Consider the following 16,980-nt stretch of genomic DNA (forward strand, 5'->3'; position numbering starts at 1 on the left):
GCTTCCTTCTTGTTCCAGTTTCCGTGATCGCCGGTTTCCCCGGCGAGTGTGGCTCGTAACCCTACGGCCTGGCGGGTACTCGCCGCTCGGCCGTCCACAGCGGCGAGGCACTCTGTGCTGCTACGCCCCGTTACGTCATGCTCTGTAACCATGATCAGCAACTGGGGCCCGGCCCTCGTCAGGACGTTCCGCGGCACGTCGGCGCCCATGACGTACACCCTCATCGGCCTGTGCTGCCTGATCTTCGTCCTCGGCCCGGCCTCGGGTTTCGTCCCGTCCTACGGCACCGGGGACGCGCTGCTCGCCGCACAGCGGGCGTACTTCCACCGCTGGGGCGTGGTCCCGGCCGACCTGTTCGCGAGCCCCGCCCGCGAGGCCCTGACCCCGGTCACGGCCCTCTTCATCCACGGCAGCTGGGTCCATCTCCTCGGCAACATGCTCTTCCTCTACGTCTTCGGAACGATGACCGAGGAGCGTCTTGGCCGGGTCGAGTTCACCCTGTTCTACCTGGTCTGCGGCTACCTGGCGCTGCTGGGCTACGCGGTGGCCAACGCCGACTCCGCTCAGTCCCTGGTCGGCGCGTCCGGGGCGATCTCGGCGGTCCTCGGGGCGTTCCTGTACTTGTTCCCCCGGGCGCGCGTGACGAGCCTCCTCCCCTTCCTCTTCTTCCTGCCGCTGCGCTTCCCCGCGTGGGTCGTGCTGCCGTTCTGGGTGGCCCTTCAGTGGCTGGCGGCGGGCCAGGCAGCGCAGGGGCCCGGTGTGGCGTACCTCGCCCACCTGGTGGGCTTCACGCTGGGGTTCGGCTACGCGTGGGTGAGATTCAGGAAAAAGAAGGGCCCGAAGGGCGGCCTTGGAAGGGCGGTGGCGGGAGACGGGCGGGCGACTAGAGTTGGGCCCGCCCCAGTAACGGTCCCCGAGGGAGAGAACCAGCCGTGATCACCGCGATCGTCCTCATCAAGACCAGCGTGGACCGGATTCCCGAGATCGCCGAGTCGATCGCCGCGCTCGAATCCGTGAGCGAGGTCTTCTCCGTCACCGGGACGTATGACTTGATCGCGATGGTGCGGGTGCGGCAGCACGAGGATCTGGCCGAGGTGATTCCTGGGCGGATCAGCAAGATCCCCGGGGTGGAGGGGACGGATACGCACGTGGCGTTTCGGACTTACTCGCAGCATGACCTTGAGGCTGCGTTCGCTATTGGGCTGGACTCCTAGCGGGCGCGCAGCCGCTTCCACAGGGCGACCAGCGCACCCCAGTCCACGACCTCCCAGGCCGTTACCTCGGTGCGGTGCGGGTTGCCGTCTGTGTCCTTGCCCAGCAGCACAAGCCGGACGTCTCGTGGCCGCAGCCACCATGACGACGGCACGGGAAAGTCCGGCAGGTCGACGGCGGGATACGGCTCCCGCATCTCGGCCCAGCGGTACACCAGCAGCCCGCCCGGCACGAACACCCCGTGCGCGTCCGCCGTGAGCGGGCCGAAGGTGACCTGCCGGCCCTTCTCGATCCGGTCGAGCATCGCCGGTGCCTGAGCCTCGGCCACCCGCTTCCGGACGTGCTCGGCGGCGGACCGGATCCGCAGGTTCTCGAAGGGCTCGACGACCATCGGCCCCAGCTCGGTCCGCCGCTCGTCGAGCAGGAAGCCCTGTTCCGTCCCGTCGCCGAACCGCAGCAGGTGTCGATGGGCCAAGGTGTACCAAGCCCTGTCGTTCTGCTCGTTGCTGGTGACGATCACGTCGACGGTGGAGCGCCAGCGCGTCACGTCCGCCCAGCGACGGACCCGCACACCGGACCCGAGGACAAGTCCCTCCTCGTACAGGTGGACCCGCTTCCCGCCGAGGAGCCGCGGCGCACGCCGTACAACCGCCTCGCCCAGCGGCTCGCCCAGGCCTTCGGCCGCCGCCGCTCCGCTCACCCCAGGTGGTATCCCCACCCCTGGATGGTCACACGGCCGGCACGCAACGGCCGTCCTGCGTACGGTAGTTCCACTTCGCGCCGTCAGTCACGAGCTCCCGTACCGCCGTCACGAACCGCTCGACGTGCTCGTCCGGGGTGCCCGCGCCGAAGCTCACGCGGATCGCGTTCAGGGACTTCTCGCCCGGTGCGGCCTCCGGGGCGCCGCACTCACCCTGGGTCTGGGGGTCGGTGCCCAGGAGGGTGCGGAGCAAGGGGTGGGCGCAGAAGAGGCCGTCGCGGACGCCGATGCCGTACTCGGCGGAGAGGGCGGCGGCGAAATGGGAGCTGTTCCAGCCGTCGACGACGAAGGAGATCACGCCGACGCGCGGGGCGTCGTCGCCGAACAGCGACAGCACCTTGACCTCCGGGACCTCGGCCAGGCCCGCCCGTACCTTCTCGATCAGGTGCTGCTCGCGGGCGACCAGCGTGTCGAAGCCCGCCTCCGTCAGCGCCTTGCAGGCCGACGCGATGGAGTAGGCGCCGATGACGTTCGGGGAGCCGGCCTCGTGGCGGGCGGCGCTGTCGTGCCACTCCACGTCCACTCCCCCGTCCTCGCGCCGGGAGACCTTGCGGCTGGCGCCGCCGCCCGCGAGGTAGGGGTCGGCCGCCTGGAGCCAGTCGGCACGGCCGGCCAGGACGCCCGAGCCGAACGGGGCGTACAGCTTGTGGCCGGAGAAGGCGATCCAGTCGACGTCGAGGTCCTGGACGGACACCGGGTGGTGCGGGGCGAGTTGGGCGGCGTCCAGGACGATACGGGCGCCGTGGGCGTGCGCGGCGGCGGCCAGTTCACGGACCGGCCACAGCTCGCCGGTGACGTTCGAGGCGCCGGTGACGCAGACCAGGGCCGGGCCCTGCGGGTCACGGGCGGCGAGGGCCCGCTCCAAGGTCTCGACGGCCTGGGCCGGGGTGCGCGGGGCGTTGAGGTAGGTGACCCGGGCGTCCTTCCAGGGGAGCAGGGACGCGTGATGCTCGGTCTCGAAGACGAAGACCTGGCAGTCGGCGGGGAGCGCCGCGGCGAGGAGATTCAGGGAGTCCGTGGTCGAGCGGGTGAAGATCAGCTGGTCGTCGGGGCGGCAGTCCAGGAACTCCTCGACCGTCCTGCGGGCGTTCTCGAACAGGTCGGTGGAGAGCTGCGAGAGGTAGCCGGCGCCACGGTGCACGCTGCCGTAGTACGGGGCGTAGGCCGCCACGTCGTCCCAGACGCGCTGGAGGGCGGGGGCGCTGGCCGCGTAGTCGAGCGCCGCGTAGGTGACTTCGCCGCCCGTGACGAGCGGGACGGTGACATCCCGGCCGAGAACGGACAGCGGGGCACAAATGGTCCGGGCGGCGGCAACGGTGGAGACAGACATGGCGAACTCCCGTAAGAGGCAGGCGAATTCACTGCGCGAGCGGACATGGCTTCGGCGCAGGAAAGGGTGAAAAGGGGATGTGCGGAGTGGGGGCTTCGCGCCCTATCGCATTCGCTTGCTCACAGAGGGCTCCCTCGAGACCAGGACCCCTGGTGTCTTTCGAGGGGCCCGCGCTTGCCGCAGACCTCGCTGCCTACGGCCTGGTCTTCACCCGGGGCACCCCGCCACGGACGGAGGGTTGCCGGACAGTCGGCCGGGGCCTCATGACTGTCACTCATGACCTGGTCAGAAAACTTACGCGAGGTGATCGTCGTCCCGCAACCCGTGTCCGGATCGCGGGACGACAGCCACCTCGGACTCGCTACGCGTTACTGACCGCCGCCCAGCGCTCCAGCGTGCGCTTCGCGGCCCCCGAGTCGATCGACTCGGCCGCCTTCACCATCCCGGCCCTGATCCGGTCCGCCAGCGGCCCGTCCCCGGCCTCAAGGGCCACCAGCGCCGCCGCCGAGTTCAGGAGTACGGCGTCCCGCACCGGGCCCGTCTCGCCGTCCAGGAGGCGCCGGGCGACGTCGGCGTTGTACTCGGGGTCGGCGCCGCGCAGGGCCTCCACGGGGACCAGTTCGAGGCCTACGTCCCGCGGGTCGAAGGACTCCTCGGTGACCTTGCCGTCGCGGACGATCCACACCCGGGAAGTCGCCGTGGTCGTCAGCTCGTCGAGGCCGTCGTCGCCGCGGAACACCAGGGAGGAGTTCCCTCGCTCGGCGAAGACGCCCGCGATGATGGGCGCCATCCGCGGGTCCGCGACCCCGACCGCCTGCGCCCGCACCTTGGCGGGGTTGGTCAGCGGGCCCAGTGCGTTGAACACCGTACGGATGCCCAACTGGCCGCGCGCTGCGCCCGCGTGACGCAGCGCCGGGTGGAACTTGACCGCGAAGCAGAACGTGATCCCGGCCTCCTCGGCGACCTCGGCCACCCGCTTCGGGGTGAGCTCCAGGTTGACGCCGAGACGCTCCAGGACGTCGGAGGCGCCGGACGCGGAGGACGCGGCCCGGTTGCCGTGCTTGACGACCTTCGCGCCCGTGCCGGCGATCACGATCGAGGACATCGTGGAGATGTTCACCGTCTTGGCGCCGTCGCCGCCGGTGCCGACGATGTCCACCGTCTTCCCGGACACCTCGATCACGTTCGCGTGCTCGTACATCGCGCGCACGAGACCCGTGATCTCCTCGACGGTCTCGCCCTTGGCCCGCAACGCCACCACGAACCCGGCGATCTGCGCGTCCGTCGCCTCACCGCGCATGATCTGGTCCATCGCCCAGAACGTGGCGTCGGCGTCCTGGTCCTGGCCGTACAGCAGGGAGTTCAGTACCTCGGGCCAGGAACGGGCCGCCGCGGTGTCGCCTCCAGCGGGGGTCACAGCGCTCATACGGCCGCTCCTGAGTGTCGTAGAAACATGGTTGGAAATATGCGGTCCCCACCCTATCCAGCGCGGGACACGGCGAAGGGCCCCGTCCGGTGTTCGGACGGGGCCCTTCGACTGTGGCGTGGCGACGCCTCAGCGATCAGTGGTGGCCGTGGCCGCTCGTGATCTCCTTGTACTCCTCGACGGTGGGCTTGGGGATCTGGGACTCCTCGCCGTAGTACGCCTCGCTCAGCTTGGCGCGCAGCTTCTGGGAGCCCTTCACCTTGCGCTCGACACCGTTCGCGTCGACCGTCGCGCCGATCGCGGCCGGCTCGTACTGCTCGTGCGCGGTGAGCGTGTGCAGTGCGTCCTGGCTGAGCGGCTCGTGGATCTCGACGAACTCACCGTGCGGCAGGCGCTTGATGATGCCGGACTCGCGGCCGTGCAGCACCTTGTCCCGGTCGCGGCGCTGAAGGCCGAGGCAGACCCGCTTGGTGGCGATGAAGACCAGCACCGGCACCACGAAGAAGCCGACGCGCACCGCCCAGGTGATCGAGTTGATCGACAGGTGGAAGTGCGTGGCCCAGATGTCGTTGCCGCCACCGACGAGCAGGACGAAGTACCACGAGATCCACGCGGCACCGAAGGCCGTACGGGTCGGGACGTTGCGCGGGCGGTCCAGGATGTGGTGCTCGCGCTTGTCGCCGGTGACCCAGGACTCGATGAACGGGTAGACCGCGATCGCGACCAGGACCAGCGGGAAGATGATCAGCGGGATGAACACGCCCAGGACGAGCGTGTGGCCCCAGAAGTTGATCTCCCAGCCCGGCATGAAGCGGATCAGGCCCTCGGAGAAGCCCATGTACCAGTCGGGCTGGGCGCCCGTGGACACCATGTCCGGACGGTACGGACCCATGGCCCAGATCGGGTTGATCGAGGCGATCGCCGCGACGGCCGCGATGACACCGAAGACCAGGAAGAAGAAGCCTCCGGCCTTGGCCATGTAGACCGGCAGCAGCGGCATGCCGACGACGTTGTTGTTCGTCTTTCCGGGGCCCGCGAACTGCGTGTGCTTGTGGTAGAAGACCAGGATCAGGTGGCCGACCACCAGGCCGAGCATGATGCCCGGCAGCAGCAGGATGTGGATCGAGTAGAACCGCGCGACGAAGTCGCCGCCCGGGAACTCTCCGCCGAAGAGGAAGAACGACAGGTACGTGCCGACGATCGGCACGGACAGGACCGCGCCCTCCATGAAGCGGACACCGGTGCCGGAGAGCAGGTCGTCCGGGAGCGAGTAACCGGTGAAGCCGGTGAACATGCCCAGGACGAACAGCAGGAAGCCGAACAGCCAGTTGACCTCACGCGGCTTGCGGAACGCACCCGTGAAGAACACGCGCATCATGTGCACGAACATGGCGGCGAGGAAGATCAGCGCCGCCCAGTGGTGGATCTGCCGGATCAGCAGACCGCCGCGCACATCGAAGGAGATGTGCATCGTCGAGTTGAACGCCTCCGACATCAGCTGTCCCTGGAGCGGGACATAGCTGCCGTGGTACGTCACCTCGTTCATCGACGGGTGGAAGAACAGCGTCAGATACACACCCGTGAGGATGATGATGATGAAGCTGTAGAGGCAGACCTCACCCAACATGAACGACCAGTGGTCGGGGAAGATCTTGCGCATGTTGGACTTGGCCAGGGAGTAGATCCCGAGGCGTCCGTCCGCCCAGTCGGCGATCTTCTCGCCGGCCGGTGCTTTGTCGCGCCGCTCGCCCGCCGCGGCCGATGTGTGCGTCTCGTTGGTGCTCATCCGCGCTCCCAGAATGCAGGACCGACGGGCTCCTCGAAGTCGCCGAGCGCCTGGAGGTAGCCCTCGTCGCTCACGCCGATGCGCAGCTGCGGCAGGGCGTGACCGGCCGGGCCGAAGATCACTCGGGCACCGTCGGAGAGGTCGAAGGTGGACTGGTGGCACGGGCACAGCACGTGGTGCGTCTGCTGCTCGTACAGGGAGATCGGGCAACCCACGTGGGTGCAGATCTTCGAGAAGGCCACGATGCCCTCGTGCGCCCACTCCAGCTCGCGCTTGTCCTTGATGTTGTCCGGCTGGAGCCGGACGATCATCAGCGCCGCCTTGGCGATCTCGGTCTGGAACTCCTCGTCGGTCTCCTCCAGGCCCTCGGGCTTGGCGAAGGTGAGCGAGCCGACGGCCACGTCCGAGGGACGCAGCGGCAGGTTCGTGTTCATGTTGACGAGCAGCTTGCCCTTGGACCAGATGGTGTGGCGGAGCTTCGTCCCCGGCAGCGGGCCGAGGTCGCGCAGCAGCATGACGCCGGAGAGCGGGAACAGGGCCAGCGCGCCGAACATCGTGTTGCGGATCAGCTTGCGACGGCCGAGCGCCGACTCCTTGGCACCCTCCTTGAAGTCGGCCAGAACCTTGGCCTTGACCTCGGGGGGCGCCTCGATCGCGTGCCGCTCGTCGGCGACCTCCACGTCGGACATCAGGGTGCGGGCCCAGTGGACCGCGCCCGCGCCGATGGTGAAGAGCGCTCCACCGAGGGTCAGACCCAGCGCGAAGTTGAGCGCGTTGATGTGACCGATCGGGAAGACGAAGATCGCCTTGTCGTGCGGGATCGCCACGTACGAGGCGATGAAGCCGACCGTGAGGAGCATCGACAGCGTGAACAGGAAGGCCACGACGCGCTCGGACCGCTTGGCGGCCCGCTCGTCGATGTCCTGGACACGGTGCTCATGCGGCGGCAGTCCCGGGTCGGCGAACGGGTCCTGCTCGTCCGCGACCGACACCGCGCCGTGCGCGTCCTGCTCAGCGGGCAGGTTCTCTTCTGGAATGTCTTGGCTACTCATGACTTCTTGGCCTTTGCGGTCCGAGCGGCGACCCAGACGGCTACCGCGATCAGCGCGCCCAGACCGAAGATCCAGGCGAAGAGACCCTCACTGACCGGACCGAGACCGCCCAGCTCAAGGCCGCCGGGGCTCTCGGTGTCGTCACCGTTGACCGCGTTGAGGTACGCGATGATGTCCTTCTTGTTCTTCGACGACAGCGTGGTGTCGGGGAAGGAAGGCATGTTCTGCGGGCCGGTCTGCATGGCCTCGTAGATGTGCTTCGGGGCAACGCCCTCAAGGTCCGGCGCGAACTTGCCGTGCGTCAGCGCGCCGCCCTTGCCGGTGAAGTTGTGGCACTGGGCGCAGTTGGTGCGGAACAGCTCGCCACCCTTGGCGATGTCCGAACCGGCGGGCCCGTACTCGTTCTTCGTCGGGATGACCGGACCGGCGCCCAGCGAGGCGATGTACGCCGCGAGCTGGTCGATCTCGGCCTGGGAGTAGATGACCTTCTTGGCCGGGATCTGAGCGCCCGGCTGCTGGGCCGGCATCCGGCCGGTGCCGACCTGGAAGTCGACCGCCGCGGCGCCGACACCCACGAGGCTCGGCCCGTCGGAGGAGCCCTGACCGCCGGTGCCGTGGCAGCTGGCGCAACCGACGGCGAAGAGCTTCTTGCCCTCGTCGATGGAGAGGGACTGAGCCGACTCGTCGGCCTGCGCCTTGCTCGCGGGCGCGAGCAGGCTGAACGCCCCTCCGGCTGCCGCCAGCGCGAGGAGGAGTACGACGACCGCCGCCAGCGGATGGCGTCGTCGTGTGGAGAGCTTTTTCACGGATTACCCCGGTGTCAGGATCTTCTGCGTCGATGCTTCTGGAAAGTGCGCTTCTTGGCTGCGCGCGGGATCGGGCCCGACTACTTGATCAAGTAGATCGTGGCGAAGAGGCCGATCCAGACGACATCGACGAAGTGCCAGTAGTAGGACACGACGATGGCCGCGGTCGCCTGTTCGTGGGTGAACCTCTTTGCCGCGTAGGTGCGTCCGAGGACGAACAGGAAGGCGATGAGGCCGCCCGTCACGTGCATGCCGTGGAAGCCGGTGGTCAGGTAGAACACCGAGCCGTACGGGTCGGAGGACAGCGACAGGCCGTCCTTCTTCACCAGCTCCGTGTACTCGAAGATCTGACCGCCGATGAAGATCGCACCCATCACGAACGTGATGATGAACCAGCCCCTGAGCTTCTTCACGTCCCCGCGCTCGGCGGCGAAGACGCCGAGCTGGCAGGTGAGGGAGGAGAGCACCAGGATCGTGGTGTTGGTCGCGGAGAACGGAAGGTTGAGATGGCTCGCCATCTCCTTCCAGTGATCCGGACCGGTCACCGATCGCAGGGTGAAGTACATCGCGAAGAGGGCCGCGAAGAACATCAGCTCGGAACTCAGCCAGATGATGGTTCCGACGCTGGTGAGGTTCGGTCGGTTGACCGACGGGTGCGCGTGCCCGGTTTCTACTGTCGTTGCTGTCGCCACGACCGACATTATGTCGGTCGCTTATCCCGCCCTCACTCCGGGGGGTGCCGTTCGGAGTGTCCGCAGCGTGTGTACTGCCCGTATGGCCCATCGCAGGGGTGTTCCAACAGGTGTTGACGGGGTGTTCAGAGGAGTAGCATCCGCGCAACGGACCTTGGGAGGAAGAATGCAGGCGACCGCCACGGTGCTGGTCTACAGCGATGACTCCAACACCCGCGAGCAGGTGCGGTTGGCCACCGGCAAGCGGCCGGCTCCGGACGCGCCGTTGGTCGAGTTCCTGGAGTGCGCCACGCCCGCGGCGGTTCTGAAGGAACTGGACCGGGGTGGGATCGATGTCTGTGTGTTCGACGGGGAGTCCTCGCCGATGGGGGGCATGGGGTTGTGCCGCCAGGTGAAGGACGAGGTCTTCAACTGCCCGCCGGTGCTGGTGCTCATCGGGCGGCCTCAGGACGCGTGGCTCGCCACCTGGAGCCGTGCGGAGGCCGCGGTGACCCTTCCGGTGGATCCCGTTGAGTTCGCGGCCTCTCTTGCCTCTCTGTTGCGTGAGAAGCGGGCCTTGAGCGCCTAGTGGGGTGGGGCGCTGGGTTCTTGGCGACTGCGGGCCGTATGTGGCTGGTCGCGCAGTTCCCCGCGCCCCTACGTGGGTCACGCTGACTCTGGGCGCAAACGTGCCGCGTCTTCCGGCCTGGGACCATCCGGTGTTCCGCCTACCAGTGCGCTGCCGCCCCGCCACTTCTTCCAGCCGAGGTTCCAGTCGCCGAAGCCGTTGCCGAAGGGTTCCATCTCGTCGCCGTTGGAGTTGACGACCTTGACGACGTCACCCTCGTGGACCGTGTCGAAGAACCACTCGGCGTTGCTGGTGCTCATGCCGGTGCAGCCGTGGCTGACGTTCTCGGAGCCCTGGGAGCCCACCGACCAGGGAGCGGCGTGGACGTACTCGCCGCTCCAGGTGACGCGGGTCGCGTAGTAGACGGGGAGGTCGTACGAGTCCGAGGAGCCCTCGGAGATGCCGACGGTGGTACCGCGCATCCGTACGAAGTACTCCTTGCCCAGTACGACCTTGACGCCGTTTCGGGTCTCGAAGCCGGGCTTGCCGGTGGTGACGGGGATCTGGTTGATCTCCTCGCCGTTCTTGTAGACCGTCATCTCGTGGGACGAGGCGTCCGTCACAGCGACGATCTTGTCGCCCGTGGTGAGCTTGAGGCCCTTTGAACTGCCGCCCCACAGACGGTCGCTGATCTTCACGCCGTCGAGGTCGCTGCGGACCTGGATGGTGGCGTGGGCGGGCCAGTACTCCTTGGGGCGGTAGTGGAGTTCCTTGTCGTCCACCCAGTGCCAGGCGCCCTCGACGGCGGGCACGGAGTCCACCCTGAGGGCGCGTTCCACGATGGCCCGCTGCGCCTTGTCCTTGACGGGCATGTTCAGTTGGGCGGTGACCGGCTGGCCGACGCCGTACGCGCCCGCGTCCGGGCCGAACTTCACCGTCAGGCTCTTCTTGGCGGTCGGCTTGCTGGTGTCGAAGGTGAGGACCTTGCGGCCGGGGGCGCCGTCCTCGTCCTCCGTGCTCACCCGGACCGTGTAGTGGGCGCTGGCGGCCAGCGGGGAGGTGCTGTGCCAGCGAGTGCCGTCGGCGGCGAGTTCGCCCGTGACGTAGCGTCCCGTGGCGTCCATGGCGGTGACGTCCGTGATGCGCCCGTCGTCACCGGATGCGGTGACCTCCAGGGGCTTGTCCGGGTCGACCTTCTTGCCGTTGCCCGACGGGCCGTTGAAGGAGATCTGCCCCGCCGCGTCGTACGGCTTGGCCGACAGCGGGTTGCCGCCGTCGGACCCGCAGGCGGTGACGCCCGCACCGAGGGAGATCACCAGCAGGGTGCAGCTGACGACGGTGCGGGTGCGCGGGCGCGCCGGTGTCGAGAGGGTGAGCGCTCGGAGGCCCGAAGGGCTGAGCACGGTCGCCCTCTCGACACCGGCTTTTGCGCCCCGAAAGAACACTTTGTGGCTCATGAAGCGAGGCTATGAAGCTTCGTCAGTCCCGGCGCGGTGAGTAACCCGGACGAGGGACCGGCGTTGCGGCAAAAGCACGAGCCCGGACCTCCTGACGGAGTGTCCGGGCTCGTGCGGGCTCAGCGCGTGCTACTGGGTGCGGTCTTCACCGCGGTAGTACTCGAAGACCCAGCCGTACAGGCCGATCATGATGATCGGGGCGGAGAAGTACAGCAGCCACCAGCCGATCGCGATCGACAGGAAGGCCAGTGCGCCACCGACACCGAGGGCGAGGGGCTGCCAGCTGTGCGGGCTGAAGAAGCCCACCTCGCCGGCCTCGTCCGCGACGTCGGCCTCCTTGTTGTCCTGCGCGAGCGTGTCGATCCGCCGGGCCGTGAAGCCCAGGTAGAAGCCGACCATGATGCACAGGCCGAAGGCCATGAAGAGGGCCGTGGTACCGGCCGCCTCCTTGGACCAGACGCCGTAGACGATCGCCATGACCAGCACGAAGACGGCCAGCCACATGAACATCCTGCCCTGGACCTTCACTTGCCCGCCTCCTTGCCGCCGACGAGGGCCTTGTCAGCGTGATGCGCGTTCTCGAGCTGGTCGAGAGCGGCGATCTCCGGGTGGTGCAGGTCGAACGCCGGGGATTCGCTGCGGATACGCGGCAGGGTGAGGAAGTTGTGCCGCGGGGGCGGGCACGAGGTCGCCCACTCCAGCGAACGGCCGTAGCCCCACGGGTCGTCGACCTCGACCTTCTTGCCGTACTTGGCCGTCTTCCACACGTTGTAGAGGAACGGCAGGATCGACAGGCCGAGCAGGAAGGAGCTGATCGTCGAGATCGTGTTCAGGGCGGTGAAGCCGTCCTGCGCCAGATAGTCGGCGTAACGACGCGGCATGCCCTCGGCGCCCAGCCAGTGCTGGACGAGGAAGGTGCCGTGGAAGCCGATGAACAGCGTCCAGAAGGTGATCTTGCCGAGGCGCTCGTCGAGCATCTTGCCGGTCATCTTCGGCCACCAGAAGTGGAAGCCGGAGAACATCGCGAACACGACGGTGCCGAAGACCACGTAGTGGAAGTGGGCGACGACGAAGTACGAGTCCGAGACGTGGAAGTCCATCGGCGGCGAGGCCAGGATGACACCGGTCAGACCACCGAAGGTGAAGGTGATGAGGAAGCCGGTGGCCCAGAGCATCGGGGTCTCGAAGGACAGGGACCCCTTCCACATCGTTCCGATCCAGTTGAAGAACTTCACGCCTGTTGGCACGGCGATGAGGAACGTCATGAAGGAGAAGAACGGCAGGAGGACTCCGCCGGTGACGTACATGTGGTGGGCCCACACGGTCACGGAGAGGCCGGCGATGGAGATCGTCGCGGCGACCAGTCCCATGTAGCCGAACATCGGCTTGCGGGAGAAGACCGGGATGACCTCGGAGATGATGCCGAAGAACGGCAGCGCGATGATGTACACCTCTGGATGGCCGAAGAACCAGAAGAGGTGTTGCCACAGCAGCGCACCGCCGTTTGCGGCGTCGAAGACATGTGCCCCGAATTTCCGATCCGCCTCCAGCGCGAAGAGCGCGGCGGCGAGGACCGGGAAGGCCAGCAGAACGAGCACGGCGGTCAGCAGCACGTTCCACACGAAGATCGGCATGCGGAACATCGTCATGCCCGGTGCGCGCATGCAGATGATCGTGGTGATGAAGTTGACCGCACCGAGGATCGTGCCGAAGCCGGAGAAGGCCAGACCCATGATCCACATATCGGCGCCGATGCCCGGCGAGCGGACCGCGTCCGACAGCGGGCTGTAGGCGAACCAGCCGAAGTCGGCCGCGCCCTGCGGGGTGAGGAAGCCACCCACCGCGATGGTCGAGCCGAACAGGTAGAGCCAGTAGGCGAACATGTTCAGCCGCGGGAACGCCACGTCGGGCGCGCCGATCTGCAGCGGCATGATCCAGTTCGTGAAACCGGCGAACAGCGGCGTCGCGAACATCAGCAGCATGATCGTGCCGTGCATCGTGAACGCCTGGTTGAACTGCTCGTTCGACATGATCTGCAGACCCGGCCGAGCCAGCTCGGCGCGCATCAGCAGCGCCATGACGCCGCCGATCAGGAAGAACGCGAACGACGTGACCAGATACAGCGTGCCGATCGTCTTGTGGTCGGTGGTGGTGAGCCACTTGATCACGACGTTGCCGGGTTGCTTGCGCCTTACCGGCAGCTCATCCGCGTAGTGGGACTCTGCTGCCGGGGCACCCTGGGGTTCGTTGAGGATGCTCACAGGTTGTTCGTCTCCCGGTTCTTCTCGTGGCTCGTCTGCGCGATACCAGCGGGGATGTAACCGGTCTGCCCCTTCTTGACGAGGTCCTTGAGGTGCTGCTGGTAACGCTCCGGCGAGACGACCTTCACGTTGAACAGCATCCGGGAGTGGTCGACGCCGCAGAGCTCGGCGCACTTGCCGAGGTAGGTGCCCTCCTTGTTGGGAGTCACCTGGAAGGCGTTGGTGTGACCCGGGACGACGTCCATCTTCATCAGGAACGGCACCACCCAGAAGTCGTGGATGACGTCACGTGAGGTGAGGACGAAGCGGACCGTCTCGCCCTTGGGGAGCCAGAGGGTCGGCCCCGGGTTGCCGGTCTGCGGATTCTTCGTGGCGGGCGTACCGACGTCGTAGACTCCGCCGGCGTTCGCCGGGAACTCCTTCTTGAACCGGTCCGGAATGGCGGCCAGGTTCTTGTCGGTCGTCGCGTCACCACTGACACCGTCGACGTTCTCGATGTAGTTGAAGCCCCAACTCCACTGGAAACCCACGACGTTGATCGTCACGTCGGGCTTCTTGTCGAGGCTCAGGAGCTTCGTCTCGTCGCGGGCCGTGAAGTAGAACAGCACCGAGACGATGATGAGCGGAACAACCGTGTACAGCGCCTCGATGGGCATGTTGTACCGGGTCTGCGGGGGGATCTCGACCTTGGTGCGGCTGCGCCTGTGGAACACGACGCTCCACATGATCAGGGCCCACACCAGGACGCCGACGGCGAGCGCGGCAGCCCAGGATCCCTGCCACAGGGAGAGGATCCGCGGACCCTCTTCCGTGGTCGGGGTGGGGAAACCAAGGCGAGGAAAGTCCTTGGATGTGCAACCGGTCGCGGTCGCCAGGACCAGGCCCGCAGTCATTGCCTGCAGCAGCTTCCGCCGCATCGGGCGCCGCGGCGAGCGGTCGGAGCCGTTGGGACTCACGTAGCGCCTTCCCGAGAGTCTCGCCCGCGCGGATTGGCTGCGGCCTGCCTTCACGCGGGTCGGTCGCCGCCCTGCGTCGGGCAGGGGTTTGGATGTTTATGCGGACCAAACCCTAGCCGACGCCCTCCGGGGGTTCGCGGGGAGGGTGGCATACGCGCCGGGGGTTACTCCGGGCGCCTAATAGCTCGGGGGTTGAGGTGGTTTGGGCGGGTGCGGGGTGCGTTGTGGCTTGTCGCGCAGTTCCCCGCGCCCCTAACGAAAGCCCAGGTCCGCTTTACCGTTGCTGTGTGTCCTACTTTGATGCTGCCTCTTCCGCTCCTCTCCATCCTGTCGCGCGGCAGGCGCTGTTGGCGTCTCTGGACGAGGGGTGGGCGGATCCTGCTCGGTTGTATCGGGAGGGGCGGCGGGCACGGATGTTGTTGGATGCCGCGCGGGAAGCGGCTGCCGAAGCCGTCGGGTGCCGACCCGATGAATTGGTGTTCACCTCCTCCGGGACCCGGGCCGTACACACGGGGATCGCGGGGGCGTTGGCGGGGCGGCGGCGCGTCGGGCGTCACCTGATCGTGTCAGCGGTTGAACACTCTTCCGTGCTCCATTCGGCCGAGGCGCTGGTCGCGGAGGGCGGTTCGTCCACCGAGGTGCCGGTGGACCGTACCGGTGCGGTGAGCGTGGCGGCCTACGCCGATTCCCTCCGCTCGGACACCGCGCTGGCGTGTCTCCAGTCGGCCAACCACGAGGTGGGGACCGTGCAGCCGGTCGCCGAGGTGGCCGAGGCTTGCCGGGCGGTCGGGGTGCCGTTGCTGGTCGACGCGGCGCAGTCGCTGGGGTGGGGTCAGGTCGAGGGCGCGTGGTCGCTGCTCACGGCCAGCGCGCACAAGTGGGGCGGACCGGCCGGGGTCGGGCTGCTCGTCGTACGGAAAGGCGTGCGGTTCGCGGCCCAAGGGCCCGTCGACGAACGGGAGTCGGGTCGGGCGCCCGGCTTCGAGAACATCCCCGCCGTCGTGGCCGCGGCGGCCTCCCTCCGCGCGGTCCGCGCGGAGGCGGCCCAGGAGGCGCTACGGCTACGGGAGTTGACGGAGCGGATCCGGGCGCGGGTGCCGAAGCTGGTGCCGGGGGTGGATGTGGTCGGCGATCCGGTGCAGCGGCTGCCCGGGATCGTCACCTTCTCCTGTCTCTATGTCGATGGAGAGACCCTCCTCCACGAACTGGACCGCGCCGGTTTCTCCGTCTCGTCCGGCTCGTCCTGCACGAGCAGCACGCTGACGCCGAGCCATGTGCTCAAGGCGATGGGGGTGCTGAGTGAGGGAAATGTGCGGGTGTCGTTGCCACGGGGGGCGACGGAGGAGGACGTCGAGCGATTCCTCGCCGTGTTGCCCGGGGCGGTGGCGGGGGTACGGGAGAAGTTGGGAGCGCAGACGCCGGTGACTGTCGTAGAAGAGGAGTCGCTGGTCGTGGACGCCCTCGGGAAGCGCTGCCCGATCCCGGTGATCGAGCTGGCGAAGGTCATCGGCGATGTGCCGATCGGCGGCACGGTCAGAGTCCTGTCCGACGACGAGGCGGCGCGGCTGGACATCCCGGCGTGGTGCGAGATGCGGGGCCAGGAGTACGTGGGCGAGGAGGAAGGCCCGGCGTACGTGATCCGCCGGGCAACCTGAGCGCGCCCCTAAGGGGCGCGGGGAACTGCGCGACCAGCCCCCACGCACCCGCAGCCAACAACTCAGCCCAGATGCCCCCGCACCTCAGCCGCAGCATCATGCCCATAAGCCTTGGTGAACCGGTCCATGAAGTGAACCCGCCGCAACTGGTACTCCTGCGTGCCCACCGTCTCGATGACGAGAGTCGCCAGCATGCAACCGACCTGCGCCGCCCGCTCCAGCGAAACCCCCCACGCCAGCCCCGAGAGGAACCCCGCCCGGAACGCGTCGCCGACCCCCGTGGGATCGGCCTTGCGCTCCTCCTCCGCGCAGCCGACCTCGATCGGGTCCATACCGACCTTCTCGATACGAACGCCACGCGAGCCGAGCGTGGTGACGCGGTGGCCGACCTTGGCCAGGATCTCCTCGTCGCTCCAGCCCGTCTTGGACTCGATGAGCCCCTTCTCGTACTCGTTCGAGAAGAGGTACGCCGAGCCCTCCAGCAGGATGCGGATGTTGTCGCCGTCCATGCGCGCGATCTGCTGGGAGAAGTCCGCGGCGAACGGGATGGAACGGGTACGGCACTCCTCCGTGTGGCGGAGCATCGCCTCCGGGTCGTCCGCGCCGATCAGGACCAGGTCGAGGCCGCCCACGCGGTCGGCGACGGTCTTCAGCTCGATCTGCCGGGCCTCGCTCATGGCGCCGGTGTAGAAGGAGCCGATCTGGTTGTGGTCGGAGTCTGTGGTGCACACGAAACGCGCGGTGTGCAGCGTCTCCGAGATACGGACCGAGTCCGTGTCGACGCCGTGCCGGTCGAGCCAGTCGCGATACTCGGCGAAGTCGGAGCCCGCGGCGCCGACCAGGATCGGCTTGGTGCCGAGCTGGCCCATGCCGAAGGCGATGTTGGCGCCGACGCCTCCACGGCGTACGTCGAGGTTGTCGACCAGGAAGGAGAGCGACACCGTGTGCAACTGGTCCGCGACCAGCTGGTCGGCGAAGCGGCCGGGGAAGGTCATGAGGTGGTCGGTGGCGATGGAGCCGGTGACTGCGATGCGCACGGC

The 16,980-nt window shown here is 67.7% G+C and carries 16 protein-coding genes and 1 riboswitch; of the genes, 4 read left to right on the forward strand and 12 right to left on the reverse strand.

The window, feature by feature from the left end:
• Positions 1 to 150 precede the first annotated feature (150 nt).
• Together OG588_RS13045 and OG588_RS13050 are read left to right on the forward strand one after the other, a co-directional pair.
• Positions 151 to 936, forward strand: coding sequence for a rhomboid family intramembrane serine protease (locus OG588_RS13045; protein ID WP_405947412.1), 786 nt, complete (start codon positions 151 to 153; stop codon positions 934 to 936).
• Positions 933 to 1,214: an Lrp/AsnC family transcriptional regulator gene (locus tag OG588_RS13050; RefSeq protein WP_019062383.1), complete on the forward strand. Its 282-nt coding sequence runs from the start codon at positions 933 to 935 to the stop codon at positions 1,212 to 1,214. Before OG588_RS13045 ends, OG588_RS13050 begins: the two co-directional genes overlap by 4 nt.
• Here OG588_RS13050 and OG588_RS13055 read toward each other — a convergent pair.
• The 7 genes from OG588_RS13055 to OG588_RS13085 form a co-directional block, all read right to left on the reverse strand.
• Positions 1,211 to 1,930 (reverse strand): hypothetical protein, encoded by a 720-nt coding sequence (locus tag OG588_RS13055; protein ID WP_405947413.1) that lies wholly within the window; start codon positions 1,928 to 1,930, stop codon positions 1,211 to 1,213. The genes OG588_RS13050 and OG588_RS13055 overlap by 4 nt on opposite strands.
• Positions 1,931 to 1,940: 10 nt before the next feature.
• A complete protein-coding gene (locus OG588_RS13060; RefSeq protein WP_405947414.1) occupies positions 1,941 to 3,302 on the reverse strand; it encodes an aminotransferase class V-fold PLP-dependent enzyme in 1,362 nt (453 codons plus the stop codon).
• 165 nt (positions 3,303 to 3,467) lie between these two features.
• A riboswitch (SAM riboswitch) is annotated at positions 3,468 to 3,584 on the reverse strand.
• Positions 3,585 to 3,663: 79 nt separating this feature from the next.
• A complete protein-coding gene (trpD, locus tag OG588_RS13065; protein WP_405947415.1) occupies positions 3,664 to 4,728 on the reverse strand; it encodes an anthranilate phosphoribosyltransferase in 1,065 nt (354 codons plus the stop codon).
• 136 nt (positions 4,729 to 4,864) lie between these two features.
• On the reverse strand, positions 4,865 to 6,514 hold the full coding sequence (locus tag OG588_RS13070; RefSeq protein WP_405947416.1) for a cytochrome bc complex cytochrome b subunit: 1,650 nt from the start codon (positions 6,512 to 6,514) through the stop codon (positions 4,865 to 4,867).
• Entirely contained in the window at positions 6,511 to 7,566 is a 1,056-nt protein-coding gene (locus OG588_RS13075; protein WP_405947417.1) for a Rieske 2Fe-2S domain-containing protein, read from the reverse strand. Before OG588_RS13075 ends, OG588_RS13070 begins: the two co-directional genes overlap by 4 nt.
• A complete protein-coding gene (locus OG588_RS13080; protein WP_405947418.1) occupies positions 7,563 to 8,372 on the reverse strand; it encodes a c-type cytochrome in 810 nt (269 codons plus the stop codon). Before OG588_RS13080 ends, OG588_RS13075 begins: the two co-directional genes overlap by 4 nt.
• An 80-nt stretch (positions 8,373 to 8,452) precedes the next feature.
• Complete coding sequence (locus OG588_RS13085) at positions 8,453 to 9,073, reverse strand: heme-copper oxidase subunit III (RefSeq protein ID WP_019067823.1); 621 nt, start codon at positions 9,071 to 9,073, stop codon at positions 8,453 to 8,455.
• A gap of 157 nt (positions 9,074 to 9,230) precedes the next feature.
• On the opposite strand from OG588_RS13085, the gene OG588_RS13090 reads away from it, so the two are divergent.
• Positions 9,231 to 9,632 (forward strand): hypothetical protein, encoded by a 402-nt coding sequence (locus OG588_RS13090; RefSeq protein WP_405947419.1) that lies wholly within the window; start codon positions 9,231 to 9,233, stop codon positions 9,630 to 9,632.
• A 77-nt stretch (positions 9,633 to 9,709) separates the two neighbouring features.
• Here the strand turns inward: OG588_RS13090 and OG588_RS13095 are convergent, their stop codons facing one another.
• The 4 genes from OG588_RS13095 to coxB all read right to left on the reverse strand — a co-directional run bounded on the left by OG588_RS13095 (position 9,710) and on the right by coxB (position 14,285).
• Entirely contained in the window at positions 9,710 to 11,068 is a 1,359-nt protein-coding gene (locus OG588_RS13095) for an Ig-like domain-containing protein (RefSeq protein WP_405947420.1), read from the reverse strand.
• Between the two features lie 129 nt (positions 11,069 to 11,197).
• Complete coding sequence (locus OG588_RS13100) at positions 11,198 to 11,596, reverse strand: cytochrome c oxidase subunit 4 (RefSeq protein WP_019062392.1); 399 nt, start codon at positions 11,594 to 11,596, stop codon at positions 11,198 to 11,200.
• Positions 11,593 to 13,329, reverse strand: a complete 1,737-nt coding sequence (gene ctaD, locus OG588_RS13105) for a cytochrome c oxidase subunit I (RefSeq protein WP_266878190.1) — start codon at positions 13,327 to 13,329, stop codon at positions 11,593 to 11,595. The genes OG588_RS13100 and ctaD overlap by 4 nt, the downstream gene beginning before the upstream one ends.
• Positions 13,326 to 14,285, reverse strand: a complete 960-nt coding sequence (gene coxB, locus OG588_RS13110) for a cytochrome c oxidase subunit II (RefSeq protein WP_393042637.1) — start codon at positions 14,283 to 14,285, stop codon at positions 13,326 to 13,328. Before coxB ends, ctaD begins: the two co-directional genes overlap by 4 nt.
• Positions 14,286 to 14,572: 287 nt before the next feature.
• Between coxB and OG588_RS13115 the strand changes: the two genes are divergently transcribed.
• Positions 14,573 to 15,940, forward strand: coding sequence for a cysteine desulfurase/sulfurtransferase TusA family protein (locus OG588_RS13115; protein ID WP_405947421.1), 1,368 nt, complete (start codon positions 14,573 to 14,575; stop codon positions 15,938 to 15,940).
• Between the two features lie 62 nt (positions 15,941 to 16,002).
• On the opposite strand, the gene OG588_RS13120 is transcribed toward OG588_RS13115, so the two are convergent.
• On the reverse strand, positions 16,003 to 16,977 hold the full coding sequence (locus OG588_RS13120; protein WP_366092084.1) for a carbohydrate kinase family protein: 975 nt from the start codon (positions 16,975 to 16,977) through the stop codon (positions 16,003 to 16,005).
• Between the last annotated feature and the right edge of the window lie 3 nt (positions 16,978 to 16,980).

Origin of the sequence: Streptomyces prunicolor, assembly GCF_045162825.1 — a bacterium.
Classification (GTDB): Bacteria; Actinomycetota; Actinomycetes; order Streptomycetales; family Streptomycetaceae; genus Streptomyces; species Streptomyces prunicolor.